Source organism: Butyricicoccus pullicaecorum DSM 23266 (assembly GCF_900167005.1).
In the GTDB taxonomy this organism is placed as follows: domain Bacteria; phylum Bacillota; class Clostridia; order Oscillospirales; family Butyricicoccaceae; genus Butyricicoccus; species Butyricicoccus pullicaecorum.
This window is the reverse complement of sequence record NZ_FUXW01000001.1, coordinates 420480-443245: the sequence shown is the minus strand read 5'-3', so window position 1 is coordinate 443245 and position 22766 is coordinate 420480. Positions and strand designations below refer to the sequence as shown.

The 22766-nt window shown below is 56.1% G+C and carries 17 protein-coding genes; 3 read left to right on the top strand and 14 right to left on the bottom strand.

The annotated features are described in order from the left end of the window. Nucleotides 1–48: 48 nt before the first annotated feature. The 3 genes from B5D52_RS02210 to rpoB form a co-directional block, all read right to left on the bottom strand. Complete coding sequence (locus B5D52_RS02210) at nt 49–300, bottom strand: L7Ae/L30e/S12e/Gadd45 family ribosomal protein (protein WP_016147579.1); 252 nt, start codon at nt 298–300, stop codon at nt 49–51. A gap of 323 nt (nt 301–623) precedes the next feature. Further along, the gene (rpoC, locus tag B5D52_RS02205) at nt 624–4151 is read right to left on the bottom strand and encodes a DNA-directed RNA polymerase subunit beta' (RefSeq protein ID WP_016147580.1); all 3528 of its coding nucleotides are present in this window, start codon (nt 4149–4151) and stop codon (nt 624–626) included. Between the two features lie 28 nt (nt 4152–4179). Continuing rightward, nucleotides 4180–7950, bottom strand: a complete 3771-nt coding sequence (gene rpoB / locus B5D52_RS02200; RefSeq protein ID WP_016147581.1) for a DNA-directed RNA polymerase subunit beta — start codon at nt 7948–7950, stop codon at nt 4180–4182. Nucleotides 7951–8170: 220 nt separating this feature from the next. On the opposite strand from rpoB, the gene B5D52_RS02195 reads away from it, so the two are divergent. Further along, nucleotides 8171–9310: a polysaccharide deacetylase family protein gene (locus B5D52_RS02195; RefSeq protein ID WP_016147582.1), complete on the top strand. Its 1140-nt coding sequence runs from the start codon at nt 8171–8173 to the stop codon at nt 9308–9310. A 40-nt stretch (nt 9311–9350) separates the two neighbouring features. On the opposite strand, the gene B5D52_RS02190 is transcribed toward B5D52_RS02195, so the two are convergent. From B5D52_RS02190 to B5D52_RS15855, 5 genes are all read right to left on the bottom strand, one after another. Next, nucleotides 9351–9809, bottom strand: coding sequence for a hypothetical protein (locus B5D52_RS02190; RefSeq protein WP_016147583.1), 459 nt, complete (start codon nt 9807–9809; stop codon nt 9351–9353). Between the two features lie 237 nt (nt 9810–10046). Further along, complete coding sequence (locus B5D52_RS02185) at nt 10047–10769, bottom strand: amino acid ABC transporter ATP-binding protein (RefSeq protein WP_016147584.1); 723 nt, start codon at nt 10767–10769, stop codon at nt 10047–10049. Continuing rightward, the gene (locus B5D52_RS02180) at nt 10756–11541 is read right to left on the bottom strand and encodes an amino acid ABC transporter permease (RefSeq protein WP_016147585.1); all 786 of its coding nucleotides are present in this window, start codon (nt 11539–11541) and stop codon (nt 10756–10758) included. The genes B5D52_RS02185 and B5D52_RS02180 overlap by 14 nt, the downstream gene beginning before the upstream one ends. Before the next feature lie 99 nt (nt 11542–11640). After that, nucleotides 11641–12450 carry a basic amino acid ABC transporter substrate-binding protein gene (locus tag B5D52_RS02175; protein WP_016147586.1) on the bottom strand — a complete coding sequence of 270 codons (810 nt, stop codon included), beginning with the start codon at nt 12448–12450 and terminating at the stop codon, nt 11641–11643. Beyond that, nucleotides 12447–12686 carry a hypothetical protein gene (locus B5D52_RS15855; protein WP_087370216.1) on the bottom strand — a complete coding sequence of 80 codons (240 nt, stop codon included), beginning with the start codon at nt 12684–12686 and terminating at the stop codon, nt 12447–12449. The genes B5D52_RS02175 and B5D52_RS15855 overlap by 4 nt, the downstream gene beginning before the upstream one ends. Nucleotides 12687–12782: 96 nt before the next feature. Here B5D52_RS15855 and B5D52_RS02170 point away from each other — a divergent pair, with 96 nt between their 5' ends. Then, nucleotides 12783–14210, top strand: a complete 1428-nt coding sequence (locus tag B5D52_RS02170; RefSeq protein WP_178139587.1) for an MBOAT family O-acyltransferase — start codon at nt 12783–12785, stop codon at nt 14208–14210. Nucleotides 14211–14222: 12 nt separating this feature from the next. Continuing rightward, nucleotides 14223–15281 (top strand): phosphoheptose isomerase family protein, encoded by a 1059-nt coding sequence (locus B5D52_RS02165; protein WP_016147588.1) that lies wholly within the window; start codon nt 14223–14225, stop codon nt 15279–15281. 65 nt (nt 15282–15346) lie between these two features. Here the strand turns inward: B5D52_RS02165 and B5D52_RS02160 are convergent, their stop codons facing one another. The 6 genes from B5D52_RS02160 to B5D52_RS02135 all read right to left on the bottom strand — a co-directional run bounded on the left by B5D52_RS02160 (nt 15347) and on the right by B5D52_RS02135 (nt 22752). Further along, nucleotides 15347–17104, bottom strand: a complete 1758-nt coding sequence (locus B5D52_RS02160) for a [FeFe] hydrogenase, group A (RefSeq protein ID WP_016147589.1) — start codon at nt 17102–17104, stop codon at nt 15347–15349. Beyond that, on the bottom strand, nt 17098–18933 hold the full coding sequence (locus B5D52_RS02155) for an NAD(P)-binding protein (RefSeq protein ID WP_016147590.1): 1836 nt from the start codon (nt 18931–18933) through the stop codon (nt 17098–17100). Before B5D52_RS02155 ends, B5D52_RS02160 begins: the two co-directional genes overlap by 7 nt. A 75-nt stretch (nt 18934–19008) precedes the next feature. Further along, complete coding sequence (locus B5D52_RS02150) at nt 19009–19677, bottom strand: Crp/Fnr family transcriptional regulator (protein ID WP_196801226.1); 669 nt, start codon at nt 19675–19677, stop codon at nt 19009–19011. A gap of 521 nt (nt 19678–20198) precedes the next feature. Next, nucleotides 20199–21533, bottom strand: coding sequence for an MATE family efflux transporter (locus tag B5D52_RS02145; RefSeq protein WP_016147592.1), 1335 nt, complete (start codon nt 21531–21533; stop codon nt 20199–20201). 33 nt (nt 21534–21566) lie between these two features. After that, nucleotides 21567–22088, bottom strand: a complete 522-nt coding sequence (locus B5D52_RS02140; protein ID WP_016147593.1) for a hypothetical protein — start codon at nt 22086–22088, stop codon at nt 21567–21569. A gap of 73 nt (nt 22089–22161) precedes the next feature. Beyond that, nucleotides 22162–22752, bottom strand: a complete 591-nt coding sequence (locus B5D52_RS02135) for a hypothetical protein (RefSeq protein ID WP_016147594.1) — start codon at nt 22750–22752, stop codon at nt 22162–22164. Nucleotides 22753–22766 lie beyond the last annotated feature (14 nt).

The following is a 22766-nucleotide window of genomic DNA, read 5'->3' as shown; positions in this document are numbered from 1 at the left end:
ATTTCCTCCTTCTTTCAAAGATATTCTATATTAAACAGGCTGCCCTGTTTAATTAGCAGATTTGAGCAGGGTGACAACGGCAGCGCCGACATCAATGCCGGCGGCATCTCCGAGTTCAACCATCGTGGGAACTTCGGAAAGCTCGACACCCAGTTCGCAGCACAAGTCACGGATCGGACGGATCACACGCTGTTCGGCGTCATCAGCCACAAAAACGGTCTGCGCGTTTCCCTCGCGGATTGCCTTTTTTGACTGTTTTACGCCGACGACTTTTGCCGCCTGCGATAATTCAGAAAGCATATTCTAACCTCCTATACCGCATACTCCTACAGTATACCCCCCAAACGCCCCCAGGTCAAGCATTTTTTCTCGATTCCCTTTTTTTCACAAGAAAATCGCTCCAGAGACCGTCCGACCTGTCTATTTTTCCCTTTTCACTCTGATAAATACATGAATTTTTCAGGTTTTTTCAGGCGAATGCGGTCGGTTTCCGGGGTTTGTACCCGAGATCGACACAAAAACAGGGGTTTTGCAAACAGTATGCAGTTTGTCTGTCAGTTTAGAAAGAGCCCCGAAACTTAGGTTTCGGGGCTGTGCTGTTGCGTTTATGGAAAGCAGGTCAATCAGTCGAGATTGACGGTCTGCTCGTAGTGGCCTTCGCAGTACTCGCTCATACCGGAACCAGCCGGGATCAGCTTACCGATAATAACGTTCTCCTTCAGGCCGAGCAGCGGGTCAACCTTACCCTTGATCGCAGCCTCGGTCAGGACACGAGTGGTCTCCTGGAAGGAAGCGGCAGACAGGAAGGATTCGGTTGCCAGCGATGCCTTGGTGATACCCATGAGGGTCGGGCTGCAGGTTGCCAGCTTGAGATCGGTCTCGCCAGCGTCGATGCGTGCCTGTACCTCATTGTTGTAATCCTCGAACTCGAGCAGGTCGATGACAGAACCAGGCAGTACCTTTGCGTCGCCTGCGTCCTCAACCTTAACCTTGCGCATCATCTGACGAACGATAACCTCAATGTGCTTATCGTTGATGTCTACGCCCTGCTGACGGTAAACTTTCTGGACTTCCTTGATCAGGTAGTCATGAACGGCACGCGGATCGCGTACGCGCAGGATGTCGTGCGGGCTGAGTGCGCCGTCGTTGAGCTGCTCACCCTGCTCGACGTACTGACCATCCTCGACACGGATGCCGGAGGAAGAAGCCAGCTGATAAGAACGGGTGTCGCCGTTCTCGGTGTTGACGATGTTGACCGTCTTGAGCGTGGTGCGCTTGGACTCCTCGATGTTGACACGACCGGAGATCTCTGCCAGCGTTGCAACCTTCTTGGGCTTGCGTGCCTCGAACAGCTCCTCGACTCGGGGAAGACCCTGGGTAATATCCGAACCTGCGACACCACCGGTATGGAAGGTACGCATGGTCAGCTGGGTACCGGGCTCACCGATGGACTGTGCAGCGATGATACCGACTGCCTCGCCCAGGCCGCACGGATCGCCGGATGCCAGGTTCATGCCGTAGCAGTGGGTGCAGACGCCCTTGCGTGCGCGGCACTCCAGAACCGAACGAATTTGAATGCGGGTGATGCCCATTGCAATGATCTTGTCAGCGTCAGCCTCGGTCATCATGTGATCCTTGGAGATGACCAGATTGCCGTCGTTGTCGTACAGGTCGTCAACCAGATAACGACCGATGAGACGCTCGTGGAACGGCTCAATGGTCTGGTTGCCTTCCTTAATATCCTCAACCCAGATACCCTTGGTTGCACCGCAGTCGTCCTCACGGATGATGACATCCTGCGAAACGTCAACCAGTCGACGGGTCAGGTAACCGGAGTCTGCGGTACGCAGTGCGGTATCGGCCATACCCTTTCGAGCGCCTCGTGCAGAGATGAAGTACTCGAGTACGGACAGGCCCTCACGGAAGTTCGACTTAATCGGGATCTCGATGGTCTTACCGGAGGTAGATGCCATCAGACCGCGCATACCTGCCAGCTGACGAATCTGGTTGATCGAACCACGCGCACCAGACTCTGCCATCATGTGAATGGGGTTATAGCGCTCCTTCTTCATGTTGTCCTGAAGCTTTGCAGCAACCTTCTTGGTGGTCTCTTCCCACTCGTGTACAACCAGACGGTATCTCTCATCGTCGGTGATGAAACCGCGCTTGTACTTGCGGTCGATCTGTGCAACCTTCTTCTCGGACTCCTGAACCATCAGCTGCTTCTCGTCCGGAACCAGCATGTCGGCGACGGCTACGGTCAGTGCACCCTTGGTCGAGTACTTGTAGCCCATTGCCTTGATGGAGTCCAGAACCTCAGCGGTCTTGTTGAAGTCGTGTACACGGATGCAGCGGTCGATGATCTTACCGAGCTCCTTCTTACCGCAGGTAAACATGATCTCGAGATCGAGCAGATTCTCGTCGTTTCTCTCGACGAAGCCCAGATCCTGCGGGATGCGTGCGTTAAAGATCAGACGGCCAACGGTTGCGTCAACCACACGGGAGACGGTCTGACCGCCGATGACGCGGGTCATACGAACCTTGATCGGTGCATGGATGCCAACGACGCCGTCGTCGTATGCCAGCATAGCCTCGTCGGGCGATGCGAAGATCTTGCCTGCGCCCGGCTCGTCCGCCTTGTCGATGGTCAGGTAGTAAGAACCGAGGACCATATCCTGCGACGGAACGGTAACCGGCTTGCCGTCCTGCGGCTTTAACAGGTTGTTTGCCGACAGCATGAGCAGACGTGCCTCGGCCTGTGCCTCAGCGGACAGCGGTACGTGAACTGCCATCTGGTCGCCGTCGAAGTCCGCGTTAAATGCGGTACATACCAGCGGATGCAGACGGATTGCACGACCCTCGACGAGCTTGGGCTCGAATGCCTGGATACCCAGACGGTGCAGGGTCGGTGCACGGTTCAGCATAACCGGATGGCCCTTGATGACGTCCTCGAGAACGTCCCAGACCTCGGTCTTTGCGCGCTCGACCATCTTCTTAGCCGACTTGATGTTGGATGCCAGACCGTCCTTGACCAGACGCTTCATGACGAACGGCTTAAACAGCTCGAGCGCCATTTCCTTCGGCAGACCGCACTGCCAGATCTTCAGATCCGGGCCGACGACGATAACCGAACGGCCAGAATAGTCAACGCGCTTACCGAGCAGGTTCTGACGGAAACGACCCTGCTTACCCTTCAGCATGTCGGACAGCGACTTGAGGGCGCGGTTGTTCGGGCCGGTAACCGGGCGGCCGCGGCGGCCGTTATCGATCAGAGCGTCAACTGCTTCCTGCAGCATACGCTTCTCGTTGCGCACGATGATGTCGGGCGCACCCAGCTCGAGCAGGCGCTTCAGACGGTTGTTACGGTTGATGACACGGCGGTACAGGTCGTTTAAGTCGGAGGTCGCAAAGCGGCCGCCGTCCAGCTGTACCATCGGACGGATTTCCGGCGGGATGACCGGAACAACGTCCATAATCATCCACTCGGGCTTGTTGCCCGACAGGCGGAAGGATTCAACAACCTCCAGGCGCTTGATGATGCGCATGCGCTTCTGGCCGGAAGCGTCGCGGAGCTCATTGCGCAGCTCCACGGACAGCTTCTCAAGATCCAGCTGCTGCAGCAGCTTCTTGATGGCCTCAGCACCCATCATTGCCTCAAAATCCTCGTCGTACTTTTCGCGCATGTCGCGGTACTCGGTCTCGGTCAGGATCTGCTTGAGCATGAGCGGGGTGTCACCGGGATCGGTAACGATATAGTTTGCAAAGTACAGCACCTTCTCCAGGATGCGCGGGCTGATGTCCAGAATCAGACCCATGCGGGAGGGGATGCCCTTGAAATACCAGATGTGGGAAACGGGCGCTGCCAGCTCGATATGGCCCATGCGCTCACGGCGCACCTTGGCACGGGTGACCTCAACGCCGCACTTATCACAGATCTTGCCCTTGTAGCGTACCTTCTTGTACTTACCACAGTGGCATTCCCAGTCCTTGGTCGGTCCAAAGATGCGCTCGCAGAACAGGCCGTCGCGCTCGGGCTTCAGGGTGCGGTAGTTGATGGTCTCGGGCTTCTTGACCTCGCCGTAAGACCACTCACGGATCAGCTCGGGCGAAGCCAGACCGATTTTAATGGCATTGAACGTGTTATATCCCATAATTTAGAAAGCTCCTCCTGTATCCGCGTTATTCGTCAAAATCGCCGTCGCCGTAGTTGTCTTCTCCGGCGAAATCATCGTCTTCACCGGCTTCTACAGCTGCGCTGTCGAATGCGTCGAGATCGGTGTCTCCATCTTCCGCGTCGTTGATGGCAAAGCCCGCTGCTGCGAACTCCTCATCCGAACCGCTTGCCGGAACCTCAGCCATCGGACGGCCGAAATCTACCTCGTCGTCCTCGTCCTCGGACAGCTCGATGACTTCCATGTTCTCGTCGAGTACCTTGATATCCAGGCACAGCGACTGCAGCTCCTTAACCAGAACCTTGAAGGACTCCGGTACACCCGGCTGCGGAACGTTGTGACCCTTGACGATTGCCTCGTAGGTCTTGACACGGCCGGTGATATCGTCCGACTTAACGGTCAGGATCTCCTGCAGGGTGTAAGCGGCGCCGTATGCTTCGAGCGCCCAAACTTCCATCTCACCGAAACGCTGGCCGCCGAACTGTGCCTTACCACCCAGAGGCTGCTGGGTAACGAGCGAGTACGGACCGGTCGAACGTGCGTGGATCTTATCATCAACCAGATGGTGCAGCTTGAGGTAATACATATAACCAACGGTAACGCGGTTGTCAAAGCGCTCACCGGTACGGCCGTCGTACAGCCAGCTCTTGCCGTCTGCATCGTAGCCAGCCTTGACCAGCATTTCCTGAATGTCTTCCAGGGTTGCGCTGTCGAATACCGGGGTCTCGACCTTCCAGCCCAGCTTCTTAGCTGCAAAGCCCAGATGCACCTCAAGTACCTGACCGATGTTCATACGCGAAGGTACGCCCAGGGGGTTCAGGACGATGTCAAGCGGGGTGCCGTCTGCCAGGAAGGGCATATCCTCCTGAGGCAGGATGCGCGAGATAACACCCTTGTTACCATGTCGGCCTGCCATCTTATCGCCGACCGAGATCTTACGCTTCTGAGCGATGTAGCAGCGGACAACCATGTTGACACCAGGTGCCAGCTCATCGCCGTTTTCACGGGTGAATACCTTAACGTCAACGACGATACCGGACTCACCGTGCGGTGCACGCAGCGAGGTATCGCGAACCTCACGTGCCTTTTCACCGAAGATTGCGCGCAGCAGGCGCTCCTCGGCGGTCAGCTCGGTCTCACCCTTCGGGGTAACCTTACCGACCAGGATATCACCAGCGTGAACTTCCGCACCGACGCGGATGATGCCGCGCTCGTCGAGGTCGCGCAGTGCGTCCTCACCGACGTTGGGCACGTCACGGGTGATCTCTTCCGGTCCGAGCTTGGTATCGCGAGCTTCGGACTCGTATTCCTCAATGTGAATCGAGGTGTAAACGTCATCACGTACCAGACGCTCGTTCAGCAGAACGGCGTCCTCGTAGTTGTAACCTTCCCAGGTCATAAAGCCGATCAGTGCATTCTTACCGAGTGCGATCTCGCCCTTATCGGTCGAAGGACCGTCAGCCAGAACGTCGCCCTTCTTGACACGCTCACCCAGATCAACGATCGGACGCATGTTGATGCAGGTCGACTGGTTGGAGCGCAGGAACTTGGTCAGGTGGTAGGACTTCTCCTCACCGTTGTCGTAGCGGACAGCAACTTCGCGAGCGGTCGAACGGGTAACGACACCGTCGCCCTCGGCCAGCGGGATGATACCCGAGTCAACTGCTGCCTTGTACTCCATACCGGTTGCAACAACCGGAGCCTCGGTCTTGAGCAGCGGCACAGCCTGACGCTGCATGTTCGCGCCCATCAGTGCACGGTTTGCGTCATCGTGCTCCAGGAAGGGGATGAATGCGGTTGCGACCGATACCATCATGCGGGGCGATACGTCCATGAGGTCTACATCCTTGCGGTCAACCTCGATGATCTCGTCGCGCATACGGCAGGTGATACGCTCGTTCTTCAGGCAGCCGTTCTCGTCGAGCGGCTCGTATGCCTGACATACGATGAACTCATCCTCGACGTCAGCGGTCATGTAGCGAACCTCGTCGGTGACGCGGCCGGTTGCCTTGTCGATGATGCGATAGGGTGCTTCGATAAAGCCGAAGTCGTTGATGCGCGCATAGGTTGCCAGGTACGAGATCAGACCGATGTTCGGACCTTCAGGGGTCTCGATCGGGCACATACGGCCGTAGTGGCTGTAATGTACGTCTCGAACTTCCATCGATGCGCGGTCACGCGACAGACCGCCGGGGCCCAGTGCGGACAGACGGCGCTTGTGCGTCAGCTCTGCGAGGGGGTTGTTCTGATCCATGAACTGCGACAGCGGAGAAGAACCGAAGAACTCCTTGATTGCTGCGGTCACAGGACGGATGTTGATCAGCGACTGCGGGGTGACGGTATCCATATCCTGGATGGTCATGCGCTCGCGGATAACGCGCTCCATACGGGAGAAGCCGATGCGAACCTGGTTCTGCAGCAGCTCACCAACGCAGCGCAGACGACGGTTGCCCAGATGGTCGATGTCGTCGGTCACGCCTACACCGTTGCCGATGTTGAGCAGGTAACAGATGGTTGCCAGAATGTCGTCGACGATGATGGTCTTGGGGATGAGGTCGTGGATGCGGGTCTCGACCGTCTGGCGGAGCTCGTCGCCGGTCACGCCGGAATCGATGATCTCCTTGAGGACGGTGAAGCGAACCTTCTCCTTGATGCCCAGATCGTCAGCCGTCATACCGCCGAGGTAATCGCTGAAGTCGTTGACATCAACCATACCGTTGCCGAATACATGTACCGGACGGCCGTCGGAGGACTCCAGAATGACAGAGTTTACGCCGCGTGCAGCAACGTTGACCGCCTGCTCACGGGTCAGGATGGTGCCTTCCTCTGCCAGAATCTCGCCGGTCATCGGATCAACAGCCGGGGTCAGCAGCTTGCGGCCAACCAGACGGCGTGCGATATTCAGCTTCTTATTATACTTGTAACGACCAACCGCAGAAATGTCGTAGCGGCGGGTGTCGAAGAACATGGCATCCATCAGGCTGGTAGCCGACTCAACAGAGGGCGGCTCGCCCGGACGCATCTTCTTGTAGATCTCGATCAGTGCTTCCTCAGCGGTCTTGGACGGATCGCGCTCGAGGGTTGCCAGGATGCGCTCGTCCTCGCCGAACATCTCGAGGATCTCGGCGTCGGTCTTGACGCCCAGCGCACGGATGAGCGAGGTAATCGGAATCTTACGGTTTTTATCGATACGAACGTAGAATACGTCGTTCATATCGGTCTCGTACTCGAGCCAAGCGCCGCGGTACGGGATAACCGTTGCCGACAGGATTGCCTTGTCGGTCTTGTCGAGCTCACGGCCGTAGTATACGCCGGGAGAACGAACGATCTGCGAAACGATTGCGCGCTCCGCGCCGTTGAAGATGAAGGTGCCAGACTGGGTCATGCGCGGGAACTCGCCCATGAAAATCTCCTGCTCCTTGATCTCGCCGGTCTCCTTGTTGCGCAGACGAACGCGCACCTTGAGCGGGCATGCATACGTTGCGTCTCTTGCCTTGCATTCCTCGATGCTGTACTTCGGCTCGTCGAGCGAGTAATCAAGGAAGGTCAGTTCGAGGTTGCCGGTGTAGTCGGTGATCGCAGAGACGTCCTCAAAGACCTCGCGCAGGCCGGTGGCCAGGAACCACTCATAGGACTTCTTCTGGATTTCGATCAGGTTGGGCATCTCGAGGATTTCCTCGATGCGCGCGAAGCTCTTTCTTGTGGTCTTGCCGTGCTGTACGTCTTTCACCATCATGTTGAACCCATCACTCCGTTTCTGAATTTCCGTGGACTTCATACGCCCGGAGGCGTGGCTATTTTTTCTCAATAACTCTTGCGCTCTTTTGAAAAGCGTGCTATTATGAAGATGGTTATCGGAAAATTTATCTTCATTTCGATAAGCGATTTATTATACCATATTTTCCAAGGTATAGTCAAGTGTATTTTAGACAAAAATACAGACGGTTTTCTTGTGGAAACCGTCTTTTTTGTTGCATTTTCAGGAGGTATGAACTGTTTTGCGTCTTTCCCGTCCCCTTGCACTGGTCTGTGCAGCCATCCTGACAGTCTCTTCGGCTTCTGCACTGACCGCTACCCGTTCCAATCAAAACATCTACGTTTATAACCAAAAATCCGACCTTTCTTCCTACGATGTAAACGGAAATAATTACGTCCGCGCCCGCGATTTCGCCCGTGTCACCGGCTGCTCGCTCGTGTACGATCCGGACACCTCTTCCATCTCCCTGACTTCGGGTGAATCTTACGATGCATCGGTCGAGAGCAACCCGGTCGAGACTGCATCCAAGGCCTACGCCCGTCCGACCCTGCAAACGGTCTATATCAACGGCCAGAAAACCGATATTCAGGGATACAGCATCTCGGGCTATAACTACTTCAAACTGCGCGACCTCGGCCGTGCGTTTGACTGGTCGGTGGTCTACAACGGTGCGCAAAAGCGCGTCGAGCTCAACCCCGAACGTCCTTATTTTGAAAAACAGGGCAACACCATCGTCTATATGTATCACGCCTTCACCGAAGACCCCAACCTGCTCGCTGCACAGCCCGATCTGTACACATCCCCATGGAAGCTGCGCTGCGACATTCGCGATATGCGCGCACTAGGCTACGAGCTGATCTCGCTCGAAGATTACTACGAGGGCAAGACCGAAAAGGGTAAAAAATACTTTATCATCACGATCGACGACGGTTATATGAATAACTACACCCTCGCCTATCCGGTTCTGGTTGAAGAGAAGGCTCCGGCTTCCATCTTCACCATCGTGCGCGAGATGGAAAACGAGCAGGGCAACTACTTCACCTCCGCACAGGCCAAGGAAATGGAGGAAAGCGGCTATGTGAAGGTGTACAGCCACAACATCGATCACATCGACTGTACTACGGTCAGCGGCCCGGAATTCAACCGCGAGCTGGAACGTGCTTACGAGTCGCTGCGCTCGGTACTAGGCGCGAAGGAATTGTTCTTCGCCTACCCTTACGGCTCGTACAACACCAGCACCTACGTCAACGTCCGTGACAACGGCTTCCGCTTGCAGATGGTGCAGAAACGTCTGTTTGCGGCTGACGACCTGATCGTTCGCCAGAATGTATGGTACACCAGCAACATGGCATCGCTGGTCAAGAAAGCACCGAAAAACTAAAGACAGGAAAAGGGTGTGGACTATCAGTCCACACCCTTTTTTATTTCTGCTCCAGCACTGTCCCCTTCAACTCTTCCGGATCAATCAAGGTCGCGACATCGCGTAGCACTTGTTCTTGATCGAGTACCCAATGCTTGAAATCGCCGCCCGAATAAAAGACAAAACTTTCGCTTCCAAGGTGTACCTCGTAACTTTTCTCCTTTTCATGCACCGATATAATCAAATCAATATCCACTTGATGACTTAGGTTCATCTGGTAGTTGTACAAGGTCTGGCGCTGTTTGGCCTTGTGCAGCACATCCAAAATCGCCTGCTCATCAAAATTCTCAACGAATTTGTAGAGCCCCTCCGTTTCATCCGCATTTCGCGCGAGAAACATGCTAATCCACGTATCTTCCGTATCAGACACAATTGGCTTGGGAGAAAACCAATACACAATTACTCCGATCACAACGACCGCCAGTACACCAGCTTTAAGCCAAATTTTTTCGACACTCACGACCCAAACACCTCACACAGTATGCGATCAAAGGCCTGCCCGCCATGTTTGTTTCTAAGTTTTTCTTTGATTAGATTTTACCTCTTCGCTCTCTTCTCGTAAATTGTCAATTTGTATATATTCTTCAAATCCTTTTATGCAACATGACGCATCAATTTCCCCTTCACTTTCGCACATTCATAAAAAAAACCACGCTCCGATAACTCGAAGCGCGGTCTATCAATACAAGAAGAAAAATTAGAGCACCTGGGACAGGAATTCCTTGAGTCTGGGGTGCTGAGGATTTTGGAAGAAGGTCTCGGGGTCGTTCTGCTCTGCAATCACGCCGCCGTCCATGAACAGGACACGGGTTGCAACCGAACGCGCAAAGCCCATCTCATGGGTAACAACAACCATGGTCATGCCCTCGTCTGCGAGCTCCTTCATCAGGTTCAGAACCTCACCGACCATTTCCGGGTCGAGTGCCGAAGTCGGCTCGTCAAACAGCATCACGTCAGGGTTCATTGCCAGCGCACGCGCGATCGCGATACGCTGCTGCTGACCACCGGACAACTGCTTGGGGTAAGCATTCGCCTTGTCAGGCAGGCCGACACGCGCGAGCAGCTCGAGTGCACGCTTGTCCGCTTCTTCCTGGCTCATCAGACCCAGTTTAACCGGTGCCAGCTTGATGTTTTCCTTAACGGTCAGGTGCGGGAACAGGTTGAACTGCTGGAACACCATGCCCATCTTCTGACGCATCTTGTTGATATCGTTCTTGGGGTCGGTGATATCAACACCTTCAAAAGTGATGGTACCACCGGTCGGCTGCTCGAGCAGGTTCAGGCAGCGCAGGAAGGTCGACTTACCCGAACCAGACGGCCCGATGATAACGACCTTTTCGCCCTTTTCGATGTGCTCGTCGATGCCCTTGAGCACGCAGTGCGAACCATAGGCTTTTTCCAGCTTTTTAACGTCGATCACTTTCGCGCAGCCTCCTCTCAAAGATTGCCAGCAACTTGGTCATAATCAGAACGATGACCAGATAGATCAGCGCAAGGCTGATGTACGGTACCAGCGGCAGATAGGTCTTGCTGGCAATAACCTTTGCTGCCTGAGTCAGATCCTGTACCGAGATGACCATAACAACCGAGGTCTCCTTAACCAGGGTAATCATCTCGTTGCCCAGTGCGGGCAGAATGTTCTTGATTGCCTGCGGTACGATGATGTAGCGCATGGTCTGGACATAGTTCAGACCGAGCGAACGGCCGGCCTCCATCTGTCCCTGATCGACAGACATGATACCCGAACGGACGATCTCGGCAACGTAAGCGCCCGAGTTGATACCGAACGTAATGACCGCGCAGACGGTTGCCTCAGCCGAACCCAGCTTGGGCACCATGATAACAAAGCCCATCAGCAAGAGCTGAACCATGACAGGGGTACCACGAATGACCGTCAGGTACAGCTTGCACACTGCATTGAGCACGCGGAGTACAACACCCGGACGGGTGCGCTTGGAGTCGTGCGCCGAACGCACAACCGCAATGAGAATACCGACAACAATGCCCAAAATCAATGCGCCGAGCGCAATGATGAAGGTCGTCTTCAGGCCATTGAGCCAGAATACGCGCCAGCGGTCTTCAAAGACAAATGTCTGAAAAATCTGATAGATGATATTTTGCAGACCCTCAGGCAATCCCTGCACCCAAGCGGGCATGGTCGTTACCCAATCTGCAAACGTTACAAATCCCACCGATTCATACCTCCTTTTTTCTATTTCCGGGAAATGTTAAGGGACGGAACAAGGGGCGGCATGAGCCGTCCCTTGTTTTTGCTGCTATTTTTGTGCAAATTACTCGTGGATGTAGTTTGCAATGATCTCGTCGATGGTGCCGTCAGCCTTGAGCTCTTCCAGAGCGGAGTTGACCTGATCGAGCAGCTCGGTGTTACCCTTCTTGACAGCTGCTGCGTAATCCTCAACAGCGTACTCGGTGTCCAGAATCTTCAGCCCCTGGTTTGCCTCAACGTAAGCCTTTGCCGGCTCGTTATCGATAACAACTGCATCGATCTGACCGTTTACCAGAGCCTGGGTTGCAACAACACCGGACTCAAAACGCTGTACATGCTCCTCACCCAGGTCGCCGGTGCAGTAGATGTCGCCGGTGGTGCCGGTCTGTACGCCTACGGTCTTGTCTGCCAGATCCTCAACGGTTGCAATGGCGGAATCTTCCGGAACGATGATGGACTGGATACCGGTTGCGTAAGACTCGGTGAAGTCAACCTGCTCCTGACGCTCGGGGGTTACGGTCATGCCAGCCAGAACGATATCGATCTGATCTGCGCCCAGTGCCGGAATCAGGGAGTCAAACTCCATGTTGACGATCTCGAGCTCCTTGCCCAGCTTATCTGCAACTGCCTTTGCAATGTCAGCGTCGATACCAACAACGTTGTTGTTCTCGTCTACAGTCTCGTAGGGCGGGAAAGTTGCGTTGGTACCCATGCGCAGGGTGCCGCCCTCAGCGCTGGTGTTTGCCTCGGTGCCCTCGGTCTGGGTCTGGTCTGCGGTGCTGTCCTCAGCCGGGGTCTCGCTGCCGCCGCAAGCAGTCAGTGCGCCGGTTGCCAGCAGGGACATTGCGAGCAGTGCTGCTAACTTCTTCTTCATTGTATTTTCCTCCTTGATAACATCCTCAATGTTTGATCGAGTATTATTATACACCCATTTACATAAATTGCAACCGCTTTTTGCACAAGTTTTACCGCCAAAGAGACAGTTTTTACAAGGAATTTCCGGTCAAAATCGGCGTTTTTTACAAACATCCCTGGCTTTTTTCCGGAAACCGCATTTTTTCTGTATAAATATTCATTCGTTGTATTCTTTTCCTCACCGTATGCATGCACAAAAACCTATCCCTGCACCCAGTTTTATGATATAATGAGAAATATTCTGTAAAATACGCGCCGGAGGAGATCATGTTATTCAATTCTTATTTATTCATGCTGATTTTTCTGCCGCTGTGTACCGCAGGCTGGTATTTTTGCGCAAAGCGCGGCACGCCGCGTCTGGGCACGCTCTTTCTGTTGGCACTGTCCCTGTGGTTCTACGCCGCAAATGACGTGCGCGGTCTTATCGTCCTGCTCGTCAGCGCTGTGGTCAACTGGCTCATCGGACGCCGACTGACCCAATCGCCCAAAAAGCCGCTGCTGGTTTTTGGACTGATCTTGAACCTTGGCACGCTGGGTGTGCTCAAGTACACAAACTTTGTGCTCGAGAACGTGTCCAGCCTCACCGGTACCACCATCGGCCCGGTGTCCCTGCTGCTCCCGCTCGGCATCAGTTTTTTCACCTTCCAGCAGGTCGCCTATCTGGTCGACGCCTATCAGGGCAAGGCCGAGCGCTATACATTAGATGAATACGCGCTCTTTGTCTCCTTCTTCCCCTATGTCACGAGCGGCCCGATCGCATTTCACAGCGAGATCATCCCGCAGCTGCGTGACCCCAAGCGCCGCACGCTGGATTGGGAGAACATCGCACGCGGACTGACGCTGGTCAGCTACGGTCTGGCTAAAAAAGTTTTGCTGGCTGACACGCTCGGCAAGGCAGTGAGTGCCGCCTGGACCGATGTCGGCAGTCTGTCCACCTCGACCGCACTGGTCGCCATGCTGTCCTACACCTTCCAGCTCTGCTTTGATTTCTCCGGCTATTGCGATATCGCCACCGGTGCCGCCCGCATGATCGGTCTGGATCTCCCGCGCAACTTCGATTCTCCCTATCGTTCGTGCTCGATCACCGCATTCTGGAAGACCTGGCATATGACCATGACCCGCTTTTTCACCCGCTATCTGTACATCCCGCTCGGCGGTTCGCGCCGCGGATTTGTGCGCACCTGCATTAACACCTTGGTTGTCTTTCTGGTATCCGGTCTGTGGCACGGCGCAAGCTGGACGTTCATTATCTGGGGCGGTCTGCACGGTCTGGCGCTGACGCTGTCCAAGATTCGTGACCGCTACACCGACAAGCGTCTGCCCCGTCCGCTCGGCTGGTTCATCACCTTCCTGTTTGTCAATATCGCATGGGTCTTCTTCCGTGCACCCAGCCTGACCGCGGCGCTGACCTTCCTGTCCAAGTTCTTCTCCGGCTGGACACGCCTGCCCTATACCTTATATTCCTGCTTTATGACCACCGAACTCAAGGTCGTCAATCAGGTGCTCGGCCTGCAAAGTGAGACGCTCGGTCTGACCGCAACCGTCTTTTTCCTGGTTCTGTCGCTCGTGCTCTGCCTCATGCCGCGCAACGCACTCGACCGCACTCTTGGCGAGCGCTTCCAGCCGTCCGGCATCCAGCTGGCCGTATCGTCCATTCTGCTTGTCTGGGCAATCCTGTCCTTCACCGGAGTGAGCACCTTCCTGTACTTCAATTTCTAAAGGAGGCCAACCATGTATCGAAAGTATGTCCTTCGCCTGATCGGTGTGGTCGTCGGCCTGCTTTTGCTGTCCGCCGCGACCGTACTTGTGCTCGACCCGGCGTTCCAGTATCACCTTCCCCTGCCCGGCATCGAAGCGACCTACACCAATGAACGCTATCAGAATGCCGGTCTGATTAAAAATCAGGACTATGATTCGGTGTGCATCGGCTCGTCGGTCACCTCCAACTTCCGTGCAAGCTGGTTTGACGAGCGCTTCGGCGGAAAAACGCTCAAAGTCAGCTATCCAGGCGGTACATTCGCAGACTTTGACATCGCACTCGAAACCATCTACGCCACCCACGACATTGAGCGCGTTTACTGGAGTCTCGACCCCCGTCTGCTGGCTGCCGACCCGCAGGACAGCGAGTCCATGCCCACCTATCTCTACGACTTCAACCCGCTCAACGATATCCAGTATCTGCTGAATAAAGATATCCTGCTCGAGTCGTGTGCGCAGACCGTCCTGGCCACGCTGACCGGAACCCATACCGATCTGGACGAGGCCTTTGTCTGGGAGACCGAAAGCACCAAGTACGGCCTGGATGTCGCCATCGCGTCTTACGAGCGTCCCAAGGATATCGGATTCCAGTACGACCGCCATGTCTTTAACGAAGACCTGCGCAAGAATCTGGAAATCATTGATAAGTGGGTGGACGGTCACCCCGAGACCACCTTCTACCTCTATTTCCCGCCGTACTCGACGCTGTACTTTGACAGCATCAAGCGTCAGGGTCAGATTGACGCCATGATGTTCCTGCTCTACGATACAGCCAACCGATATAAGGATAAGGGAAACGTCAAGTTTTACAGCTTCATCGACCAGAACGCCATTACCACCAACTACGACAATTACACCGACATGGTGCACTACCGCAGCGAGGTCAACCGCTACATTGTCGACTATATGGCCGACAATCCGCCGCTTGACGCTTCGGGTGTCGAGGCGATGGCAAGCCATCTGCGTTCACTCATGGCAAACTACGACTTTGACAGTCTCTACCCCCCGTCTGTACAAGATAAATATAAGTAAACGCAAAAGGAGTGCCGCACAATCTCGTGCGACACTCCTTTTTGATAGGAAGTAGAAGTAATCGATTAGCGCTTGTTATAGTCGGGATGGGTCGGCATGAACCAGCCGCTGTGCTCGGTGTGCAGCAGCGTCTCGGCCAGTTCGGACAGCGGCTGTCCCAGGTACTCGCGATAGAGCGCCTGCACATCAGGGTTTTCATGTGAGAAACGCAGGTTTGCGACCTCGTCCAATCCGTACAGCACCGAGCCACGGCTGTATGCCAGTTCTTCGCCGTCGTGGATGGGCTGACCACCGCCGCCCGCGCAGCCGCCCGGACATGCCATGACCTCGACAAAGTCATATCGGACGCGCTTTTCACGCATGGCCTCGATCAGTCTGCGGGTATTGCCCAGTCCGCTGACCACTGCGACATGAATGGGCGTGCCTGCGATGTCAAAATCGGCTTCACGCCAGCCCTTGTCACCGCGCACGTCGCGGAAAGCATCGGCAGGCGGGTTCTCACCAGTGACCATATAATAAGCGGTACGCAGGGCAGCTTCCATAACACCACCGGTCGCGCCAAAGATCACACCCGCACCGGTGCCCGTGCCGAGCGGCGAGTCGCACGCCTCCTCGGGCAGATTTTTGACGTTGATCTGATCGGCACGCAGCATGCGGTCGACCTCACGTGTGGTCAGTACCAAATCGACGTCCTTGCCATAATCCTCATTCTGCATGGTGCTGAGATCGCACTCGGACTTTTTCGCCAGACAAGGCATGATGGAGATGCAGAACAGCTTCTTGGGATCAACGCCGATCTTCTTAGCAAACCAAGTCTTGGCCGTCGCGCCGAACATCTGCTGCGGCGACTTTGCCGAGGACAGAAGTGCGGTCATGTCGGGATACTGCGACTTGAGGAAGCGCACCCAACCGGGACAGCACGAAGTAAACATGGGACCGTTGCGCAGTGCGCCGCTCTTGAGGCGCTCGAGGAATTCTGCGCTCTCCTCCATGATGGTCAGGTCAGCCGAGAACGTGGTATCAAAGATATAGTCAAAGCCCATCCGGCGCAGCGCTGCGGTCAGACGTGCGACCGTCGCCTGCTCGGGTGCCAGACCAAAGGCTTCGCCCCAAGCTGCACGCACAGCCGGTGCAATCTGGACAACGGTCACGATATCCGGATCAGCCAGCGCGTCCAGCGCGCGCTGTACGTCGTCGCGCTCGCGCAGCGCACCGACCGGGCAATGGGTGATGCACTGGCCGCACAGGGCACAGTCGGCATCCTTGATGCGGCGGTTATACGATACGTCGATGGTCGAGCGGCCGCCCGAACCGGTCAGCTCCCAAATGCCGAGTGACTGCATTTTCTCACATACCTGCACGCAGCGCATACACTTGATGCACTTCTTGGCATCGCGGTACAGTGGGAAGGTAGTCGTCCACATGGCGTGGATGCCGTGCGGCAGGTCTTCCTCGTAGGGATTGACCAGAATGCCCAGATCATTCGCCAGTTCCTGCAATTTGCAGTTACCCGAGCGCACACAGGTTGCGCAGTGGCAGTCATGCTGGGACAGAATCAGCTCAACGTTAACTCTTCTGGTCTCACGAGCGCGGGGCGAGTTGGTATGTACGACCATGCCCTCACGCACAGGGTTGTTGCAGGCGGTCACCATACGGCGCTCGCCCTCGACCTCGACGCAGCACACACGGCATGCGCCGATCTCGTTTAAGTCCTTGAGGTAGCACAGGGTGGGAATGACGATCCCGGCCTGCGCCGCCGCTGCCTTGATGGTCGTGCCTTCGGGCACGGATACGGTGATTCCGTTGATCGTTACGTTTACCATCTTTCCTGTCTCCCTCCCTTGAAATTGCCGTAGCCAAAGTGATCGCATCGCAGGCAACGCGAGGATTCCTGCATCGCCTCGCCCTCGGTCATGCCGAGAGATGCCAGCTCAAAATCACACACGCGCTCGGCTGCCGGACGGCATCCGGGCTGTACGCGGCCGCAGGCCGGGGTGTTGGTCAGACGAGCAGGCGGAACGGTCACGTCTGCACTGATCTCGTGATGGAAGCCCAGGAATGCGTCGATGTTCGCCGCCGCGACCTTGCCGGCAGCAACAGCGCGAATGACGGTTGCAGGGCCGGTGACTGCGTCGCCGCCGGCAAAGACCTTGGACTTTTCCTTAACGAAGGAGTCGGGCAGCGCCGAGATCGCACCGCGCACAGTCGGGATACCAGCCTCCTCGAAGGTCTTGGAGTCGATGCCCTGACCGATGGCCACAACAACGATGTCGCAGGGCGTGTGCAGGTCGGGCAGACCGGCATTCACCGGACGCGGACGGCCGTCCTTGCCCACCGGGCCGATCTGCTGGGGACGGGTGACAATCGCGCAGACGTTGCCCTGTTCGTCGGCTTCAATGGCAACCGGTGCCTGAAGCGGCATGATCTCGCAGCCTTCCTCGGCTGCCTCGGCAATCTCGTCGGCCAGCGCGGTCATGTCCTCCACGCGGCGGCGGTACATACAGGTAACTGAAGCCGCGCCCAGACGGCGCGCGGTACGGGTTGCGTCCATGGAGACGTTGCCGCCGCCGATGACGACGACATGTTTGCCGGTAAAGTCGGGTGCTTTTCCGCTGCCGGTCGCACGCAGCAGTTCGACTGCCGATAGCACACCCGTGCTGTCCTCACCCGGAATGCCAATCTTTTTATCGTTCTGTGCGCCGATGGACAGATAAATTGCGTCAAATTCATCTTCCAGACGCTCAAAGGAGATATCTTCGCCAATGCTCACACCGGTATGTACCTCGACACCGGTGGACAGAATGCAGTCAATGTCGGCATCGAGCACTGCCTGCGGCAAACGGTAATCGGGAATGCCGTAGCGCAGCATGCCGCCGAGTTTTTCCAAACGGTCATAGACGACAACCTGATGGCCCATCAGCGACAGGAAATACGCTGCGGACAGACCGCCCGGGCCGCCGCCGATAACTGCGATGCGTTTGCCCGTCGAGGGTGCGCAGGCCGGAGCCGGAACCACACCCGCGTGCTCGACTGCGTAGCGCTTGAGACCGCAAATGTTGATCGGCGCGTCCACCATGCTGCGGCGGCATCTTGCCTCACAGGGATGCTCACAGACGAATGCACAAGTGCTCGGGAACGGATTGTCCTTACGAATGAGGCGTACCGCGTCGGCGTAGCGCTTTTCGTTGATGAGCGCGATATAGCCCGGAATATCCACACCTGCCGGACACAGAGAGACACAGGGCACCGGCTGAGTCAGTCCGGTGATACAGCGATGATTGACCACGTGCTCAACGTAATCCTCTCGGAAGCCCTGCACGCCGCGCAGCACCATCTCGGCTGCCTCGGCGCCAATGGCGCAGTCGGACGAAGCGGCAATGACGCGCGCGGTCTTTTCGATCAGGTTGATGGTTTCGAGGTTTGCCTCACCGTCGAGTACCGACTCGACCAGCCGGGTCAGCTGTCCCAGACCGATACGGCAGGGCGAACACTTGCCGCAGGTTTGCGCGTGGCACAGACGCAGGAAAGAGAGCGCCATGTCGACCGGACACAGTCCCGGAGGGCTGGCGGCAATGCGGCGTTCTACGTCACGGTAGAGCCCTTCCACCACGGTCTGTGCGCGGCTGGGCGTCTCGATGTACATTCTGCTCATAAGCCAAAGATTTCCCCTTTCGCTCTAAAATATTTTCTCTCCATTCTCGTTGTGATAAACAGAACACCGGCACAATCAGGACTCTGATCGGTCGGTGAACAGCGTAAAATGACTGCGCTGGAAATCCAGCAGTCCTTCCCGTTTCATACAGCTGAGCACCTGAGACAGGGCGCTGCGGTCAACAGACAGGTAGTCGGCCAGCTCCTGGCGGTTAAACGGAATATCAAAACTGGAACTGCCCTGCGCTTCGGCCTGATCGGACAGATAAGCGAGCAGTTTCTCTCGGGTCGTGCGTCGGGAAAGGTGATCGATCTTGCGGGAAAGCATCAGATTTTTGCCTGCAAGAATGTGCATGAGGTTGTTGACCAGACGCACATGGAATGCACAAACGTGGGTGCACATGGTCAGCGCCTGCGCAATGTTGATGAAGAGCACCTCACAATCCTCGGCTGCAATAACGCTCACGGTGAGCGGTGCGCCGGGTGCGCAGGCGTAGGATTCTCCGAACAAGTCGCCCGCAGCAGACTCGCCCAAAATACTCCGATTGCCCCAGAAGTCATCGCGCAGGATGACCGCTCGGCCGCTCAGCACCAGTCCCACACTCTGTACCCGCTCGCCCTCATGCCAGATCACCGCATCCTTCGGATAGGTACGGCGCACCGGCCGCAGACAGCCGAGCAAAGCCTCTATTTCCTGCTGTGTAATCCCTGCAAACAGGGCACAGTGCTGTAAACGCTCGATCATATCGCCCATCTCTCCCTCTCGCTCTGACCTGTTTTTCCCAGTATACCGCGTTCCCGCAGGCATGTAAAGTGATTTTTGACCAAATGGTAAAATTCTTTGTGAGAAACAAGCATTCATCTGTTAAATTTGCAACAAAGTCTTTGCAGCCGTGTGCAGCATCTATGCACGGTGCAGTCTCAAAATAGACAGTAAGATGCAATCGATTCCCCATTGTGAAAGACCTGACAAAGACGAACAAAGCCACCGGGCAAACCGGTGGCTTTGTCACAAGGATTTTAGAATTTGAGGATGATTCAGGGGGTAGAACATGTTCCCACGCGTTCATACAGTGGGAGCATATCAAAGAGGGGGATGGTCAGGAGTTGGCACGCATCCGATTCAAGGGGCTCCGGACGCCTCCTGACTACGGTTATTATTATATCATGTCTTTTTCTTTTTGCAAGCGCTATATAACCAAATATTCTCCAAAATTTTCGCGCACGTTTTTGTTATATTGTACAACTTTCGTGCATTTCCGCTGCTCATCCGCCATACGGGTATATCCATCGATAGCGCCACACGCAGAAAATGGACACGCAAAGCGCCAATCCCTCGGCAATCGGTGCGGCAAACCATACGCCCGTCACGCCAAACAGCGCTGCCATGAGGATGATACTGCCCGACAGGAAGAACAGCGTGCGCAGGAAAGACAGGAACGCCGAGACGCGTCCATTGCCGAAGGCGGTGAACAATGCCGAAGCAAACAGGTTGCATCCCTTACACAGGTAGCTCAGGCCGTAGCAGCGCAAGCCCTCGACCGCAAGCACATACACCGCGCTGCCTGCCGGTGTAAACACGGTTGCTAGCGTACCGCCGAACAAACGTGTACCCAGCGTCATACAAATACCGACACACAGGCATAACAGCACGCTCAGACGGAAAGTCTTGCGAATATTGGCCTTGTCCCCTTTTCCGTAGTTGTAGCTGATAAGCGGTGCAACGCCCATCGCATAGCCTAGACTGACCGCGACCAGCACGAAGTCCAAGTATAGCACGATCGCGACCGCGGCCACGCCGTCCTGTCCCAGCAGGCGCATCATGGTGATGTTAAACAAGAAGGTGGTCACGCTCTCGGATAAATAGCTGACCATCTCGGACGATCCGTTTGCCGCCGCGTGCGCCAGCTGCTTCCAGTTGCGGGTCGGACGCACCAGACGAAAAGCTGCCTTGGAGTAAAAGCGGAAATAGCACAGGCCGAAAATCGCCGGAATGCAGAAACCGATTCCAGTCGCGATGGCTGCGCCAGAGATACCCCATCCAAAGACGCCCATAAACACCAGATCGAGCACGACATTGACGATGCCACTGCCGACTGTCAGAATCAATCCGATCTGCGGCTTGCCTGCGGCCACGATCAGGGTCTGGAACTGGATTTGCAGCATGCTCATGGGCAGAAAGCAAACGACCGGGAATGCGTAACCGTAGCAGTACGGGAACAGCACGTCATTGGCACCCAGCATGCGGATGATCGGCCGCAGGAAAATGAGCACCAGAGCGGCAAAGGCAATGCCGATGACGATGGTGACCGACAGGACGAAGGAGAAAATCTCATTTGCTCCCTTCTGGTCGCCCTGTCCCAGTTTGCGCGAGACAATCGCGGTCGTACCCGTTCCGAACATGGTGCCCAGTGCAACCACAACACCCAGAATGGGATACACAACATTGATGGCTGAAAACGCCTCGGTTCCGACCAGATGCGACACCAGTGTACCGTCGACCACAGTGTACATGGACAGTACAATCATCATAACGATGGATGGCAGCGTAAAGCGCAGCAAAAATGCCGGTGTGATCGGGTGATCCATTGCATGTTTCACGGAGGCTCCTCCTTTTCTTTCTGTTCTGTCCTCCTATTCTACCATCTGCCGCTCTGCTTGAAAAGGGACAGACTTGCGGCGTACATGCAAAACCGCCTGTCCGTCTGTAACCGTGCAGGCTGTCAGAGCAAAGGCCAACGGACATGCCCACCCTGCGGCAAAAGGGGCCTGTATGCAGAACCCTCCGGCTTCCGGCTGGCAGCGCACCACACCGCTCATAATCAGTGCGTCCAGCTTGGCATCCCCAGTCACAGCAGGTTGGCTTTCTGCCAATCCGCTGCCGTCCCCGGCATCCAGCACGTAGCGCGTGGGCAGGCTGTCTGCGGTGTATCCTGCCGTGCGCAGCGCATACCACGACAGCGTGCGCTGGACGCGCAGACTGTCCCCCACCGGTTCAGCCACATCGATGCGCAGCGGCGCACAGCCGTCCCGCAGACCGTACAGCCGCAAGATGTCATCGGTCTGCACCCGGCATTCGGCCACAAAGCGCACGCCGTCACTCTGCACCTCGACCTGTATCTGTCCCACCGTCTGTCCTCGGTACGATACCTCCATGCGCCGCCCTCCCCTTTCCGCGCACACAAAAAGCGCGTATCTACTTCTCATAGATACGCGCTTACCGTTCTTTTTATGCCACCGAATAATCGCCCGAGATCAGCACCTTGGTGCGCTCGGTCGCCTGCAAGCCCGCCGACTGGGTCGTCGCCGTGTACAGGGCGTACAGGTCAAGCGCCTCGCCCTCGGACAGCTCACCCACCTCGGACAGGTTGACCAGTCCACGGCCGCCGCTCTCGACACAGGTCGCCGCACCGCTGCGCAGTACGACCTCTGCCCCGGCTGCGAGATAGACCTTCTGTCCCGCCGACAGGGTCAGCGACCGCCAAGTGCCGCTGTCCGCCGCCGTGCCGCCGCCTGCGGCCGACACACGCTTTAAAAAGGTCTCATCCGACGCAACCGCTGCCGCTGCCGCTGTGATGCTCTCGTTGAGCTTCTGCGACAGTTCATTGATGCGTGCCGACAGGGTATTGGCCTGTGCGTTTGCCGCGTTCTCAGCCGTCTGCATGGCCTTGGGCGTGATGACCGCATCCAGATAGCTCTGCGTCACCAGCGGATCGTCCGATGACCCGGACTGCGCCACCGCGAAATAACCCGACACCAGCAGGCAGACCATGAGCACGGCTGCCGTCGAGGTGATAAATCTCTGTTGTTTTATCTTCATCCCATTCACTCCGT

Excerpts from the sequence above, each read along its gene's own strand:
- B5D52_RS02210 (WP_016147579.1), bottom strand. The coding sequence starts at position 300 with ATGCTTTCTGAATTATCGCAGGCGGCAAAAGTCGTCGGCGTAAAACAG.
- rpoC (WP_016147580.1), bottom strand. The coding sequence starts at position 4,151 with ATGGGATATAACACGTTCAATGCCATTAAAATCGGTCTGGCTTCGCCC.
- rpoB (WP_016147581.1), bottom strand. The coding sequence starts at position 7,950 with ATGAAGTCCACGGAAATTCAGAAACGGAGTGATGGGTTCAACATGATG.
- B5D52_RS02175 (WP_016147586.1), bottom strand. The coding sequence starts at position 12,450 with ATGAAGAAGAAGTTAGCAGCACTGCTCGCAATGTCCCTGCTGGCAACC.
- B5D52_RS02170 (WP_178139587.1), top strand. The coding sequence starts at position 12,783 with ATGCTGATTTTTCTGCCGCTGTGTACCGCAGGCTGGTATTTTTGCGCA.
- B5D52_RS02165 (WP_016147588.1), top strand. The coding sequence starts at position 14,223 with ATGTATCGAAAGTATGTCCTTCGCCTGATCGGTGTGGTCGTCGGCCTG.
- B5D52_RS02160 (WP_016147589.1), bottom strand. The coding sequence starts at position 17,104 with ATGGTAAACGTAACGATCAACGGAATCACCGTATCCGTGCCCGAAGGC.
- B5D52_RS02155 (WP_016147590.1), bottom strand. The coding sequence starts at position 18,933 with ATGAGCAGAATGTACATCGAGACGCCCAGCCGCGCACAGACCGTGGTG.
- B5D52_RS02150 (WP_196801226.1), bottom strand. The coding sequence starts at position 19,677 with ATGATCGAGCGTTTACAGCACTGTGCCCTGTTTGCAGGGATTACACAG.
- B5D52_RS02140 (WP_016147593.1), bottom strand. The coding sequence starts at position 22,088 with ATGGAGGTATCGTACCGAGGACAGACGGTGGGACAGATACAGGTCGAG.
- B5D52_RS02135 (WP_016147594.1), bottom strand. The coding sequence starts at position 22,752 with ATGAAGATAAAACAACAGAGATTTATCACCTCGACGGCAGCCGTGCTC.